12 protein-coding genes and 1 pseudogene are annotated in these 14122 nt (G+C 72.0%); 6 read left to right on the top strand and 7 right to left on the bottom strand.

The window, feature by feature from the left end; translation table 11 throughout:
• Positions 1-32 precede the first annotated feature (32 nt).
• The 3 genes from MQV74_RS25580 to MQV74_RS25570 form a co-directional block, all read right to left on the bottom strand.
• Positions 33-560, bottom strand: a complete 528-nt coding sequence (locus tag MQV74_RS25580; RefSeq protein WP_242729123.1) for a hypothetical protein — start codon at positions 558-560, stop codon at positions 33-35.
• Between the two features lie 95 nt (positions 561-655).
• Positions 656-1168 carry a hypothetical protein gene (locus tag MQV74_RS25575; protein WP_242721589.1) on the bottom strand — a complete coding sequence of 171 codons (513 nt, stop codon included), beginning with the start codon at positions 1166-1168 and terminating at the stop codon, positions 656-658.
• Between the two features lie 118 nt (positions 1169-1286).
• On the bottom strand, positions 1287-2879 hold the full coding sequence (locus MQV74_RS25570; RefSeq protein WP_242721587.1) for a beta-N-acetylhexosaminidase: 1593 nt from the start codon (positions 2877-2879) through the stop codon (positions 1287-1289).
• A gap of 270 nt (positions 2880-3149) precedes the next feature.
• Here MQV74_RS25570 and MQV74_RS25565 point away from each other — a divergent pair, with 270 nt between their 5' ends.
• The 6 genes and pseudogenes from MQV74_RS25565 to MQV74_RS25540 all read left to right on the top strand — a co-directional run.
• Positions 3150-3746: a 2-oxo-4-hydroxy-4-carboxy-5-ureidoimidazoline decarboxylase gene (locus MQV74_RS25565; RefSeq protein WP_374120791.1), complete on the top strand. Its 597-nt coding sequence runs from the start codon at positions 3150-3152 to the stop codon at positions 3744-3746.
• 148 nt (positions 3747-3894) lie between these two features.
• Positions 3895-4275 carry a succinate dehydrogenase, cytochrome b556 subunit gene (gene sdhC / locus MQV74_RS25560; protein WP_138961444.1) on the top strand — a complete coding sequence of 127 codons (381 nt, stop codon included), beginning with the start codon at positions 3895-3897 and terminating at the stop codon, positions 4273-4275.
• Positions 4276-4283: 8 nt separating this feature from the next.
• On the top strand, positions 4284-4766 hold the full coding sequence (locus MQV74_RS25555) for a succinate dehydrogenase hydrophobic membrane anchor subunit (RefSeq protein WP_138961443.1): 483 nt from the start codon (positions 4284-4286) through the stop codon (positions 4764-4766).
• A 16-nt stretch (positions 4767-4782) separates the two neighbouring features.
• Positions 4783-6537, top strand: a complete 1755-nt coding sequence (sdhA, locus tag MQV74_RS25550; protein ID WP_242721585.1) for a succinate dehydrogenase flavoprotein subunit — start codon at positions 4783-4785, stop codon at positions 6535-6537.
• On the top strand, positions 6537-7298 hold the full coding sequence (locus MQV74_RS25545) for a succinate dehydrogenase iron-sulfur subunit (protein ID WP_138961441.1): 762 nt from the start codon (positions 6537-6539) through the stop codon (positions 7296-7298). The genes sdhA and MQV74_RS25545 overlap by 1 nt, the downstream gene beginning before the upstream one ends.
• Before the next feature lie 70 nt (positions 7299-7368).
• A pseudogene (locus MQV74_RS25540) lies at positions 7369-7527 on the top strand (Uma2 family endonuclease); the annotation flags it as partial.
• A 17-nt stretch (positions 7528-7544) separates the two neighbouring features.
• Here MQV74_RS25540 and narI read toward each other — a convergent pair.
• From narI to MQV74_RS25520, 4 genes are read right to left on the bottom strand one after another with little or no spacing between them, the layout of a single operon-like run.
• Positions 7545-8270 carry a respiratory nitrate reductase subunit gamma gene (gene narI, locus MQV74_RS25535; protein ID WP_242721582.1) on the bottom strand — a complete coding sequence of 242 codons (726 nt, stop codon included), beginning with the start codon at positions 8268-8270 and terminating at the stop codon, positions 7545-7547.
• Positions 8270-8818: a nitrate reductase molybdenum cofactor assembly chaperone gene (gene narJ / locus MQV74_RS25530; protein WP_242721579.1), complete on the bottom strand. Its 549-nt coding sequence runs from the start codon at positions 8816-8818 to the stop codon at positions 8270-8272. Before narJ ends, narI begins: the two co-directional genes overlap by 1 nt.
• Complete coding sequence (gene narH, locus MQV74_RS25525; RefSeq protein ID WP_242721563.1) at positions 8815-10422, bottom strand: nitrate reductase subunit beta; 1608 nt, start codon at positions 10420-10422, stop codon at positions 8815-8817. Before narH ends, narJ begins: the two co-directional genes overlap by 4 nt.
• Complete coding sequence (locus tag MQV74_RS25520) at positions 10419-14105, bottom strand: nitrate reductase subunit alpha (protein ID WP_242721560.1); 3687 nt, start codon at positions 14103-14105, stop codon at positions 10419-10421. The genes narH and MQV74_RS25520 overlap by 4 nt, the downstream gene beginning before the upstream one ends.
• Positions 14106-14122: the final 17 nt, after the last annotated feature.

The raw sequence follows: 14122 nt of genomic DNA, 5'->3' as shown, positions 1-14122 counted from the left end.
CGTCGTGGCTGGTCGCGCAGTTCCCCGCGCCCCTACGGAGCGCTCCTGGCCCGGCGGGACACCACCGCGCGCAGCACCCGGCGGCCCTCCGTCGACACGTCGAGCACCTGGCGCAGACCGCCGCCGGGGGCGTTCCCGCCGAGCAGTTCCAGGACGCGTATCTGGCGGCGCAGCTCGGCGGCGACCAGCGGCGCCACGCCCTCGTCGGTCGCGTCGAGGAGGCGGTGGACCTGGAGCGCGGCGGCGGAGCAGCCGTCGGCCCAGGTCCGCAGCGCTCCCGCGGTACGGACCGGGGGCGCGGCGGCGAGCATGCGCCGGGCGAGCGCGGCCGCCTCTCCGCCGCCCGGGCGCGCGGGCCCGGCCCCGCCCTCCTCCGCCGCCAGCGTCCGCCGCACCCCGGCGAGCGCCCCGTCCCACGCCGCGCCGTCCGCGAGGTTCGCCCACAGCGGTCGCAGGACCTGCTCGTCGACGCCGTCGCCGAACAGCGGCACGCACCGGTCGAGGCAGGCGAGCCCGCTCGCGGCGAGACCCGTCTCATCGGCCTGGGCGATCAGTTCCACCAAGCTCGCACGTGACTCTTCTGGCTTCACATGCCCTTACAGCGTCCGACGGCCCGTTTCCGTCACTGCGGCCGAAAAGCGCTGGCGGGCCGGGGCTACTGCGGCAGCACCCCGAGCCGGTCGAGGAACCGGAAGAACAACTGCTCCGCGGACGGCTCGGCATCGGCGCGCAGCACGTCGAGCAGCGCCGAGGAGCGCGCGGTGCGGTCCGCCTCGGCGGCCCAGGCGACGGCGCGCTCGGCGGCGTCGCGCGGTTCGAGGAAGTAGTCCTCGACCGTGAGGTCACCGGCGGCCAGGTACCCGGCCATCGCGTCCCGCGCCAGGCACGTCGTCCACACGCCGCTCTCCGGCGCGGCCGCCTCGACGACCACGCAGTCGCTGTCCATCACGTAGCCGAAGAGGGCGGGCGCGCCGGTCTCCGCGGCGAGGGCGTTCATGCTCCCGACGTCCTTGGCCTCCTCGGTGGCCTTGCTGGGGCACTCCCACACCTGCCAGCCGTCGGGCCGCCGCTCCAGGAGTTCGAGCTCGTCCCGCGCCCCCGCGAGCGCCGCGCACTCCCCCAGCGGACGCGCGCTCCTCCCCACGACGTAATAGCCCCAGTAACCCATCCCGCCCCCGTCGTACTCGCACCGTGCCTGTGCTGCCGTGGCCGCACACCATAGAGGGCCGTGCCCCTTTCCCCCCTAGTTGGCCCTCCCAGGCGTGTCCTCAAACTCCGGCGGGCCGTCAGCCGCCGCCCTCCACCCGCCCCGCGAGGTCCACGAAGCCGCGCCACGGCACCGACGGCCGCCGCGCGTCCCACAGCTTCTGCGCCGTCGCCCGCAGCGGCATCCGGATGCCCCGGGCCACCTGCTCCTGCGTCTGGGCCCCGGCGAGGTCGCACCAGACGGCGAAGACCCCGCCGAGGATCCGGTCGTCGTACGCCGCGTCTACCGGCCGGGTGCCGCGCAGGACGCGCGGGGTCCACTGCTCGTAGACGCGCTGCCCGGTGGGGTAGACGAAGTCGTTCGGCTCCCCCAGGACGTAGTAGAGGTACTCGTCGTTGTAGTTGACGACCTCGCGGCCCCCGCGCAGGTACTCCACGGGGTCGCGGGCGCCGAGTTCCTTGCCGGTCCAGTACGCGACCTGGACGCGCTCGTCGACGGCCGTGGTGCCGCCGCGGAAGAAGCCGTCGTTCCAGGCCCGGACCGCACGCGCCGGACCGACCGCCCGCGCCCGGTCGTTCAGCCACCGCGTCGCCAGGTCCTGGATCCGGGCGCCGGGGCCGAGCCGCTCGCGCGCGGCCGCGGCCAGGCGCGGAAAGGACGCCTCCGGGTCGCGGACGACCAGGGCCTGGTACTCGTCGGCGCCGATGTGCCACTGCCCGCCGGGGAACAGCTCGCCGTACTCGCGCAGGAGGTCGTCGACGATCCGGGCCGCCTTCGGGTTCGCTATGTCCACGGCCCCCTGCGTGGCCACGCCCCGGGTGTCGCGCAGCTGGAGGTCCGGGTGGGCCTTCAGGACCGCGCCCAGGTGTCCGGGCGAGTCGATCTCCGGGACGACCGTGATGTGGCGGCTCGCGGCGAGGTCGACGATGCGGCGCACCTGCTGCTTGGTGAGGTGGTCGGCGGACACCACCTCCGGGTGCGACTCCGAGGCGACCCTGAACGCCTGGTCGTCGGAGAAGTGCAGGCCCAGCTCGTTGTACTTGAGGTCGCCGAGCTCCGTCACGCGCCGCTCGATCCACTCGGCCGAGAAGGGCTTGCGCGCGATGTCGACCATGAACCCGCGCCGCGGCTTCGCGGGCGCGTCCCGTACGACGCCCTCGGGCGCGGCGCCGTCGGCGCGCACGGCCTGCTTCAGGGTGCGGGTGCCGTAGAAGACGCCCGCCTGCGCGGGGGCGCCGATGCGGACGATCCGGTCCTTCACCGTGAGCGTGTACGCCTCCGGGTTCCCGCCCGCCGTGCCGTCCTCCAGGTCGAGCCGTACGTCGCCCCGGCGGGGCCGCGCCTCGCCCCCGTACCGCAGCCGCAGCTCACCGGCGAGGAGCCGGGCCTCGTCACGGAGCTCCGGGGCGCCCACGACCACGCGGCCCCCGGGCCCGGGGCGCCAGCCGGGGCCGCGGGCGGGGGTGTGCTCGCGCACGGCGGGTATGGTCCGCGGGGCCTTGGACAGGGCGTAGGACCGCGAGGGCTCGGGCTCGGCGGACGTGGGGGCCCGGCCGCTCCGCCGCCTGCCGTCGCTGTCGCCGCCGCCGTCGGGCCACACCACCAGGGCCGCGACCACGGCTCCGGCCGCGACGACGCCTCCGCCGACGAGGGCCGCGCGCCGCCGCGTCACCGCCCGTCACCTCCGTCGGCGCCCGCGGTCGCGGCCCCCAGGGCCCCCACGGCCCGCACCGCCCCCACGGCTCGCACGCATGTCAAGGCGTCCACACCCCCACGCTAAGCCCCGTCCCGCCGGCCCCGCCCGTCCACTCGGTGCCGCCAAACTCTCCCATCCGGATGAATTCGCCGCGCCGATTCCGGAGAGCGCACGGACACCCCTCCCGTCACCCCGATAGCGTGGCGCCCCGTCACTCACCCGTTTGCCCTCCGCCGAGGAGCCCCCCTGCCGTCGCACCGCGCCATACCGGCCCCCTCGGGACCACCGGCGTCTCCGGGACCGCTGGAGCCCCTGAACACCGCGCCCGCCGACGAGGCCCAGCGCACCCTTCTGACCTGCTGCGGAAGCAGCCACTGGGCGCGCAGGCTCGCCGCCCACCGGCCCTACCCCGACCTCGACGCGCTGCTCGCCGCCGCCGACGAGGCCGCGTACGACCTGACCCCGGCCGACCTCGCCGAGGCCCTGGCCGCCGAGCCGTTCGAACCGGCCGTGGCGCCGGGCAGCGCCTCCACCGCCGCGGCCACCGCCCTGCGCGCCGCCCACGCCGCCTACGAGAGCCGCTTCGGCCACGCCTTCGTGATCTGCCTGGACGCCACCGCGCCCAGCGAGGCCCTCGACCACCTGCTCGCCTCGCTGCGCGACCGGCTCGGCAACGACCCGGAGGAGGAGCTCGCGGTGGCCGCGGACGAGCTGCGGCGCGCGGCCCGTGCCCGACTCACCCGACTCGTCCACAACTGGCCGGATATTTCCGTTCCCCATCCGTCCCGGCAGCCGGATCCGCCCCGCGCGACGCGCAGCGATAGCCCGTACGTACCAGTTTGATTGCCTGTTTGATCACACCCGAGGACCCCGGGCAAGTCCACCGACAACTCGTCGATACGATGACGAGCGGCCGGTGGACCGTACCCGGCCGGGCTCGTCCGACAGAGAAGCCGGCCGGCCCCAATCCCCGCTCCCGGAGGGTTCTTCCGTGCCGGCTGGAACGCTGTACCGCGGCCGGGAAGGAATGTGGTCCTGGGTGGCTCATCGAGTCACCGGCGTCCTCATCTTCTTCTTCCTGTTCGTACATGTGCTGGACACCGCTCTCGTCCGCGTCTCGCCCGAGGCGTACGACGAGGTCGTGGCTACCTACAAGACGCCGATCGTCGCTCTCCTCGAGTACGGCCTGGTCGCCGCCATCCTCTTCCACGCGCTCAACGGCCTGCGTGTGATCGCCGTCGACTTCTGGTCGAAGGGCCCGCGCTACCAGAAGCAGATGCTCTGGACCGTCGTGGGCATCTGGGTCGTCCTGATGGTGGGCGCGCTGTACCCGGTCCTCGGCCACGCCGTCCGTGAACTGTTCGGGAGCTGAGGCCAGACATGTCCGACACCACGCTTGAGAAGTCCGGAGTGGGCCCCGTCGAGGGTGACTCCCTCTACGACGCCGACAACCCCGCGCCCGTCATCGAGGCCCCCCGCAAGCGCACGTCGAAGACGCCTCGCGCCACCCGCGGCAACTTCGAGATGGCCGCGTGGCTGTTCATGCGCCTGTCCGGCGTCGTCCTCGTCGTCCTCGTCATCACGCACCTGCTGATCCAGCTGGTGCTCGACGGCGGTGTCTCGAAGATCGGCTTCGCGTTCGTCGCGGGCCGCTGGGCGTCCCCGTTCTGGCAGGTCTGGGATCTGCTGATGCTGTGGCTCGCCATGCTGCACGGCGCGAACGGCCTGCGCACGGTCATCAACGACTACGCGGAGCGTCCGAACACGCGCCTGTGGCTCAAGGGCCTGCTGTACACCGCCACGGTGTTCACCATCCTCCTGGGCACGCTGGTGATCTTCACCTTCGACCCGAACATCCGCTAAAGCCGAGGCGACCCCAGTGAAGATTCACAAGTACGACACCGTCATCGTCGGCGCGGGCGGCGCCGGCATGCGCGCCGCCATCGAGGCGACGAAGCGCAGCCGCACCGCCGTGCTCACCAAGCTCTACCCCACCCGCTCCCACACCGGTGCGGCGCAGGGCGGCATGGCCGCCGCGCTCGCCAACGTGGAGGAGGACAACTGGGAGTGGCACACCTTCGACACGATCAAGGGCGGTGACTACCTGGTCGACCAGGACGCCGCCGAGATCCTGGCGAAGGAGGCCATCGACGCGGTCCTCGACCTGGAGAAGATGGGCCTGCCGTTCAACCGCACCCCGGACGGCACCATCGACCAGCGCCGCTTCGGCGGTCACTCCCGCAACCACGGCGAGGCGCCGGTGCGCCGGTCCTGCTACGCCGCGGACCGCACCGGCCACATGATCCTCCAGACCCTCTACCAGAACTGCGTCAAGGAGGGTGTGGAGTTCTTCAACGAGTTCTACGTCCTCGACCAGCTCATCGTGGAGGAGGACGGCGTCAAGAAGAGCGCGGGCGTCGTCGCGTACGAGCTGGCCACCGGCGAGATCCACGTCTTCCAGGCGAAGGCCGTCATCTACGCCTCGGGCGGCACCGGCAAGTTCTTCAAGGTGACCTCGAACGCGCACACCCTCACCGGTGACGGCCAGGCGGCCTGCTACCGGCGCGGGCTGCCGCTGGAGGACATGGAGTTCTTCCAGTTCCACCCGACCGGCATCTGGCGCATGGGCATCCTGCTCACGGAGGGCGCCCGCGGTGAGGGCGGCATCCTCCGCAACAAGGACGGCGAGCGCTTCATGGAGAAGTACGCGCCGGTCATGAAGGACCTCGCGTCCCGTGACGTCGTCTCGCGCTCCATCTACACGGAGATCCGCGAGGGCCGCGGCTGCGGTCCCGAGGGCGACCACGTCTACCTCGACCTCACGCACCTCCCGCCGGAGCAGCTCGACGCCAAGCTCCCGGACATCACGGAGTTCGCGCGCACCTACCTCGGCATCGAGCCGTACACGGACCCGATCCCGATCCAGCCGACCGCGCACTACGCCATGGGCGGCATCCCGACCAACGTCGAGGGCGAGGTCCTCTCGGACAACACCACCGTCGTCCCGGGTCTGTACGCGGCGGGCGAGGTCGCCTGCGTGTCGGTGCACGGCGCCAACCGCCTGGGCACCAACTCGCTGCTCGACATCAACGTCTTCGGGCGCCGCGCGGGCATCGCCGCCGCGGAGTACGCCGCGAAGGCCGACTTCGTGGAGCTGCCGGAGAACCCGGCGGAGCTCGTGGCCGACCTGGTCGAGCAGCTGCGCGACTCCCGGGGCACCGAGCGGGTCGCGGAGATCCGCAAGGAGCTCCAGGAGACGATGGACGCCAACGTGATGGTGTTCCGCACGGAGCAGACCATCAAGACGGCCGTCGAGAAGATCGCCGAGCTGCGCGAGCGCTACAAGAACGTCTCGGTCCAGGACAAGGGCAAGCGCTTCAACACCGACCTCCTGGAGGCCATCGAGCTGGGCAACCTGCTCGACCTCGCCGAGGTCATGGCGGTCTCGGCCCTCGCCCGCAAGGAGTCCCGCGGCGGTCACTACCGCGAGGACTACCCCAACCGCGACGACGTCAACTTCATGCGCCACACCATGGCGTACCGCGAGGTCGCCGACGACGGCAAGGACTCGATCCGCCTCGACTACAAGCCGGTCGTCCAGACCCGCTACCAGCCGATGGAGCGTAAGTACTGATGGCAACCCCGACGATGGACAAGGTCGAGGCGGACGCCGCGGCCTCGTCCCACCTCATCACCGTCACCTTCCGGATCCGCCGCTTCAACCCGGAGGTCTCGGCGGAGGCGACCTGGGAAGACTTCCAGCTGGAGATCGACCCCAAGGAGCGCGTCCTCGACGGCCTGCACAAGATCAAGTGGGATCTGGACGGCACGCTGACGTTCCGCCGCTCCTGCGCGCACGGCATCTGCGGCTCGGACGCCATGCGGATCAACGGCAAGAACCGTCTGGCCTGCAAGACCCTGATCAAGGACATCAACCCGGCCAAGCCGATCACGGTCGAGCCCATCAAGGGCCTGACGGTCCTGAAGGACCTCGTCGTGGACATGGAGCCGTTCTTCCAGGCCTACCGCGACGTGATGCCCTTCCTGGTCACCAAGGGCAACGAGCCGACGCGCGAGCGTCTGCAGTCCGCCGAGGACCGCGAGCGCTTCGACGACACGACGAAGTGCATCCTCTGCGCCGCCTGCACGTCCTCGTGCCCGGTGTTCTGGAACGACGGCCAGTACTTCGGCCCGGCCGCGATCGTGAACGCGCACCGCTTCATCTTCGACAGCCGTGACGAAGCGGGCGAGCAGCGCCTGGAGATCCTGAACGACAAGGACGGCGTGTGGCGCTGCCGCACCACGTTCAACTGCACGGACGCCTGCCCGCGTGGCATCGAGGTCACGAAGGCGATCCAGGAAGTGAAGCGCGCCCTGATCACGCGCCGCTTCTGAGCCTCTGGCTCGGCCCGCAGTGAGGGCCCCGCTTCCCGGTACCGCACCGGGGGCGGGGCCCTCACTCATTTGCTACGACCCCGCTGTCTTCCGCATGGTGCTCGAAGTCACTTCGAACAACTACCAGAACGACCTGCGTGTCAAAGTCGCCGCCTGCGCCATCGCCGAGATCCCTGTGTACGTCATCGTCGACCGCAAGCACCAGCGCCTGCATGTGCTCAGCGCCCCTGGCAAGCACCAGCCGCGCTACGAATCCACCCGCTCCCACCCCCGCCGCTCCTTCCGCGTGCCCACTGCGTCCGTGGCGCGGCTGCGGTACACCACGTACGGCCGGAACAGGTACTGCACCGGTGCGCTGAACATGTGGACCAGGCGGGTGAAGGGCACCAGGGCGATCAGGGTCATGCCGATGACCGCGTGGATCTGGAAGGTCAGGGGGACGCCCGCCATGGCGTCGACGTCCGGCCGGAGGGTGAAGAGGCTGCGGGCCCAGGGGGCGATGGTCTCGCGGTAGTCGTAGCCCTCGCTCACCGAGGAGTTCGTGAGCTTGGCCCACATGCCCATGATGATCGCGGCGAGCAGCACCGCGTACATGAGCTTGTCGTTGCGGGTCGTCGCCCGGAAGACGGGCGCGTTCGTGCGCCTGCGGTAGAGGAGCAGGGCGATCCCGGCCACCGCGAGGACCCCCGCCGCCGTGCCGCCGAAAAGGGACAGCAGGTGGTACGCGTGCTCCTTCAGGCCGACCGCGTCCGTCCAGGACGCCGGGACGAACAGGCCCATGAGGTGGCCCACGAGCACGAAGAGGATGCCGTAGTGGAAGGCGGGGGACGCGATGTTGAGGAGCCGGGACTCGTAGATCTGGGACGAGCGGGTGGTCCAGCCGAACTTGTCGTAGCGGTAGCGCCAGGCGGTGCCCGCGACCAGGAGGACGAGGGCCGCGTACGGCAGGGCTCCCCAGAGAAACGTGCGCATCACGAGGCTCCGACGGTTTCGTGGGGCGGGCCCGTGCGGGCCAGGGCGCGGGCCGCCGCCTTGTCCCGGGGGGTGGGGCCCGGCAGGGTCGCGCACACGGCGTCGAGGACGCCCGCGTACGGCGTGCCGTGCTCGGTCAGGGACAGGCGCAGGAGTTCCAGGCCCGCACGGTGGGCGAGGAGCAGCTCCCGGTGGCCCGTGCGGGCGGTGAACTCCAGGACGGCCGGGAGGAAGTCCGGCAGTTCCGTGCCGGTGAGCTCCAGGCCGTGGGCCCGGTAGGTCTGCTTGAAGGCCACCAGGGAGGCGCCGCGGCGGCGCGTGTCGCCGTCCAGCCACCAGCTCAGATACAGGCTGTGGCGGTTTTTGAAGTCGAAGACCCTGACGTAATGTTCGGCGAGCGGACGGGGGCCCGCCGCCTCCGCGTGGTCGAGGAACGGCCTCAACGGCGATGCCGCCGCGCGGAGTTCGGGGACGTGGCCCCAGAAGACGTCGTCCGGGTAGGCGAGGCAGTGCGCCGCCGCCTGGTAGAGGAGCGCGTGGCCGGTCACGGGGTGGTCTCCTCGGGGTCGTCGGCGGTCTGGCGGCGGCGCGCGGCGTGGAAGTTCTCCAGGGTGACCAGCGGCAGGCCCCGGTGCGTCCCGGAGTCGTCGCCGAACGGCCCCGGGGCGGCGTGCATACCGGGGCCGCCCGCCCCGTCCAGGCTGCACGCGTCGGGGACGGCCGACTCCTCCAGGCGCCGGGCGTCGCCGACGGCCGCCGTCGGGATGACGTACCGCTCCTCGTACTTGGCGATCGCCAGGAGGCGGTACATGTCCTCGACGTCCGCCGCGGTCATGCCGGTCCGCTCCGCGGGCGCCGCGTCCGGCGGGTCGCCGAGGTTGACGGCCCGCATGTACGACCGCATCGCCGCGAGGCGTTCGAGGGCCGCGCGCACGGGGGCGACGTCCCCGGCCGTGAACAGCTCCGCCAGGTACTCCAGCGGGATGCGCAGGCTGTCGATCGCGCCGAAGAGGTGGTCCGGGTCCTCGCCGTCGAAGCCGGTCTCCGCGAGGGCGTCCACGACCGGCGAGAGCGGCGGCACGTACCAGACCATGGGCAGCGTGCGGTACTCCGGATGCAGCGGAAGAGCCACCTTGTACTTGCTGATCAGCGCGTACGTGGGCGAGTTGCGGGCCGCCTCGATCCAGTCGTGCGGGACGCCGTCGCGCGCGGCGGCCCGGCGCACCCCGGGGTCCTCCGGGTCGAGGAAGACCTCCAGCTGGGCCTCGTACAGGGCCTGTTCGTCGGGCACCGAAGCGGCCGCCGTCACCTTGTCGGCGTCGTACAGGAGCACGCCGAGGTAGCGCAGGCGGCCCACGCAGGTCTCGGAGCAGACCGTGGGCAGGCCGACCTCCGTGCGGGGGTAGCAGAAGGTGCACTTCTCGGCCTTGCCGGTGCGGTGGTTGAAGTAGACCTTCTTGTACGGGCAGCCGGTGACGCACATGCGCCAGCCCCGGCAGCGGTCCTGGTCGACGAGGACGATGCCGTCCTCGGTGCGCTTGTACATCGCGCCGGAAGGGCAGGAGGCCACGCACGCCGGGTTGAGGCAGTGCTCGCAGATCCGCGGGAGGTAGAACATGAAGGCCTCCTCGAAGGCGAACTTCACCTTCTGCTCGGCCTGTTGGCGGACGCGCTCCACCATCGGGTCGGCCCCGGCGTGCGCGGGGCCGCCGCCCAGGTTGTCGTCCCAGTTCGCGCTCCACTCGATCTTCATGGGCTTGCCGGTGATGAGGGAGCGGGGCTCGGCCACCGGGTAGTCCTCGCCGAGGGGGGCGTCGGTGAGGTTCTTGTAGTCGTAGGACCAGGGCTCGTAGTAGTCCTTGAGCTGGGGCAGGACCGGGTTGGAGAAGATCGTCGCGAGCTTCTTGAAGCGGCCGCCCGCCTTCAGGCGCAGCGCGCCCCGGCGGTTCAGCTCCCAGCCGCCGCGCCACTTCTCCTGGTCCTCGTAGCGGCGCGGATAGCCCTGCCCCGGGCGGGTCTCGACGTTGTTGAACCACACGTACTCCGTGCCGGAGCGGTTGGTCCACGTCTGTTTGCAGGTGACCGAGCAGGTGTGGCAGCCGATGCACTTGTCGAGGTTCATCACCATCGCGAGCTGGGCGAGCACTCTCATGGCCCGTACGTCACCTCCTGGTCGGCGCGGCGGCGGAGCACCGTCACCTCGTCGCGCTGGTTGCCGGTCGGGCCCAGGTAGTTGAAGGCCCAGGAGAGCTGTGCGTAGCCGCCGATCAGATGGGTGGGCTTGAGCAGCAGACGGGTCAGGGAGTTGTGGATGCCGCCGCGGCGCCCCGTGGTCTCGGTGCGGGGGACGCCCACGGTGCGCTCCTGGGCGTGGTGCATGTAGACGGTGCCCTCGGGCATGCGGTGCGAGACGATCGCGCGGGCCGCGACGACGCCGTTGCGGTTCACCGCCTCGATCCAGTCGTTGTCGGCGGCGCCGATCGCCGCCGCGTCGGCCGGTGACATCCAGATGACCTGGCCACCGCGGGAGAGGGACAGCATGAAGAGGTTGTCCTGGTACTCGGAGTGGATGGACCACTTGTTGTGCGGGGTGAGGTAGCGGACCGTCACCTCGCGGGTGCCGTCGGGTCCGAGGGCCGGTTCCCCGAACAGGCGGTGCATGTCGAGCGGCGGCCGGTACACCGGCAGGGCCTCGCCCAGCTCGTGGATCCAGTCGTGGTCGAGGAAGAAGTGCTGGCGCCCGGTGAGGGTGTGCCAGGGCTTGAGGTGCTCGGTGTTGAGCGTGAAGGCCGTGTAGCGGCGGCCCCCGGCCTCGCTGCCCGACCACTCCGGCGAGGTGATCACGGGGACGGGCGCGGCCTGGGTGTCGGCGTAGGAGATCCGCTTGCCCTCGTGCTCGGCGGCCAGGTGGGCCATCTCCTGGCCGGTGCGCTCCGCCAAGGTGCGAAAGCCCTGGGTGGCGAGGCGGCCGTTGGTCGTGCCGGACAGGGCGAGGATGGTGTTGGCGGCCTTCACGGCCGTGTCCAGGCGCGGCCGGCCCGCGGCGGGGCCCTCGCGGACGACTCCGTTGAGCGCGCGCAGGGCCTCCACCTCGTCGTCGGGGCGCAGCGCGATGCCCTTGGCGGGCAGGCCGAGCCGCTCGACGAGGGGCCCGAGCGCGGCGAACTTCGCGCCGATCGCGGTGTAGTCGCGCTCGACGACGGTGAGGTTCGGCAGGGTCTTGCCGGGCACGGGCGCGCACGCGCCGCGCCGCCAGTCCAGGGCGACGCCGCCGGGCTGCGCGGTCTCGCCGGGCGTGTCGTGCTGGAGGGCGGTGGCGACCAGGTCGCGGCGCGTGTCCAGGTGCCCGGCGGCCAGCTCGCTGAGCCGGTCGGCGAGCGCGCGGAAGGTGTCGAAGTCGGTGCGGGCCTGCCACGGCGGATCGACGGCCGGGCTGAAGGCGTGCACGAAGGGGTGCATGTCGGTGGTCGACAGGTCGTGCTTCTCGTACCAGGTGGCGGCGGGGAGCGTGACGTCGGACAGGAGCGTCGACGACGTCATGCGGAAGTCGAGCGAGACCAGCAGGTCGAGCTTGCCCTCGGGCGCCCGCTCGCGCCAGGTCACGTCGCGGGGGCGGACGTCGGCCGGGGCCTGTTCGGCGGTCAGGGACGAGTGGGTGCCGAGGAGGTGCTTGGTGAAGTACTCGGCGCCCTTCGCGGACGAGCCGAGGAGGTTGGCGCGCCACAGGGTGAGCACGCGCGGCCAGTTCTCCGGCGCGTCGGGGTCCTCGCAGGCGAACTTCAGCTCGCCGGAGGCCAGTTGGCTGACGGCAGCGGCGACGGGGTCGTCGGCGTCGCCGAGGTCCAGCGGGTTGCGGTCGAAGGTCGGGTACGACGGCATCCAGCCCGTGCGCGCCGACTGGGCCAGGCAGTCCGCGGCCGTCATCCCCCGCAGCAGGCCCTCGGCGAGGGGCGAGGCGAGCACGTCGGTGGTGAACCGGTCGTAGCGCCACTGGTCGGTGTGCAGGAACCAGTACGCGGCGCCGATCATCTGCCGGGGCGGCCGCGACCAGTCCCCGGCGCCCGCGAGCGTGGCCCAGCCGGTCGCGGGGCGGCACTTCTCCTGGCCGACGTAGTGCGCCCAGCCGCCGCCGTTGCGGCCCTGGCAGCCGGTGAGGGTGAGCAGGGCGAGGAAGGCGCGGTAGATGGTCTCCGAGTGGAACCAGTGGTTGGTGCCCGCCCCCATGAGGATCATGCAGCGGCCGCGTGACTTCTCGGCCGTGCGCGCGAACTCCCGGGCGATGCGGGTGCACTGGGCGGCGGGCACGGAGGTGTGGGCCTCCTGCCAGGCGGGCGTCCCGGGCGCATCGGCGTCGTCGTACGAGTCCGGCCAGTCGCCCGGCAGGCCCGCGCGGCCGACCCCGTACTGGGCGAGGAGCAGGTCGAACACCGTGGTGACCAGCGGGCCCCCGGGGCCGCCGAGCCGCGTCGCGGGCACCCCGCGGCGCAGCACGTCGCCGCGGCCCTGGCCGTGCGCCCCGCCCTCGGTGTCGAAGCGCGGCAGGAGCACCTCCACGCCGGGCGCGTCCTCGCCGTACAGGGAGAGCCGGGGCTCGATGTCGCCGAGGTCCAGGTTCCACCGGCCCTTGCCGGACTCGGTCCAGCGGAAGCCGAGGGAGCCGCCCGGGACGGCGGGCGCGCCGGTGGCCCCGTCGAGCACGACGGTCTTCCAGTCGGCGCCCTCCCCCGTGTCGCCGAGGTCGGCGGCGCGCAGGAACTTCCCCGGCACGTACGCGCCCTGCCGCTCGGTCAGCGTCACCAGGAACGGCAGGTCGGTGAAGCGCCGTACGTAGTCGTCGAAGAACTCCACGGTCCGGTCGACGAAGCACTCGCGCAGGATCACATGGCCCATGGCCAGGGCGAGCGCGCCGTCCGTGCCGGGGTGCGGGTGCAGCCACTCGTCGGCGAACTTGGCGTTGTCGGCGTAGTCGGGCGCGACGACCACGACCTTCTGGCCGCGGTAGCGGGCCTCGGCCATCCAGTGGGCGTCGGGGGTGCGGGTCACCGGCACGTTGGAGCCCCACATGACCAGATAGGCCGCGTCCCACCAGTCGCCGGACTCGGGCACGTCCGTCTGGTCGCCGAACACCTGCGGCGAGGCGACGGGCAGGTCCGCGTACCAGTCGTAGAAGGACAGCATGGGCGCGCCGATCAGCGACATGAAGCGGGCGCCCGCCGCGTGCGACACCATCGACATGGCGGGGATCGGCGAGAAGCCCGCGACCCGGTCGGGGCCGTACGTCTTGATGGCGTGGACGTGCGCGGCGGCCACGATCTCGATCGCCTCGTCCCAGTCCGCCCGCACCAGGCCGCCCTTGCCGCGCGCCCGCTGGTACGTCCGCCGCCGCTCGGGGTCGCCCTGGACGTCCGCCCAGGCGAGGACGGGGTCGCCGAGGCGCTGCTTGGCCTCGCGGTACAGGTCGAGGAGCACGCCCCGGACGTACGGGTAGCGCACCCGGGTCGGCGAGTACGTGTACCAGGAGAACGCGGCGCCCCGGGGGCAGCCGCGCGGCTCGTACTCGGGGCGGTCGGGGCCCGCCGTCGGATAGTCCGTGGCCTGGGTCTCCCAGGTGATGATGCCGTCCTTGACGTACACCTTCCAGCGGCAGGAGCCGGTGCAGTTCACGCCGTGCGTGGAGTGCACGACCTTGTCGTGGCTCCAGCGGTCGCGGTAGAAGGCGTCGGCCTCGCGGCCGCCCCCGATCGTGACGCTGTGCAGATCGGCGGAGGCCTCGCCGCGGCGCAGGAACCTGCCGGTCCGCAGCAGCGGGGCGCCGGGTTCGGGGGGAGCGGTCACAGCCCCATCCCATGCCG

It is taken from the genome of Streptomyces sp. AN091965 (genome assembly GCF_022698285.1).
In the GTDB taxonomy this organism is placed as follows: Bacteria; Actinomycetota; Actinomycetes; order Streptomycetales; family Streptomycetaceae; genus Streptomyces.
Note: the sequence above shows the minus strand (reverse complement) of the source record. Positions and strands in the feature narration are given on the sequence as shown.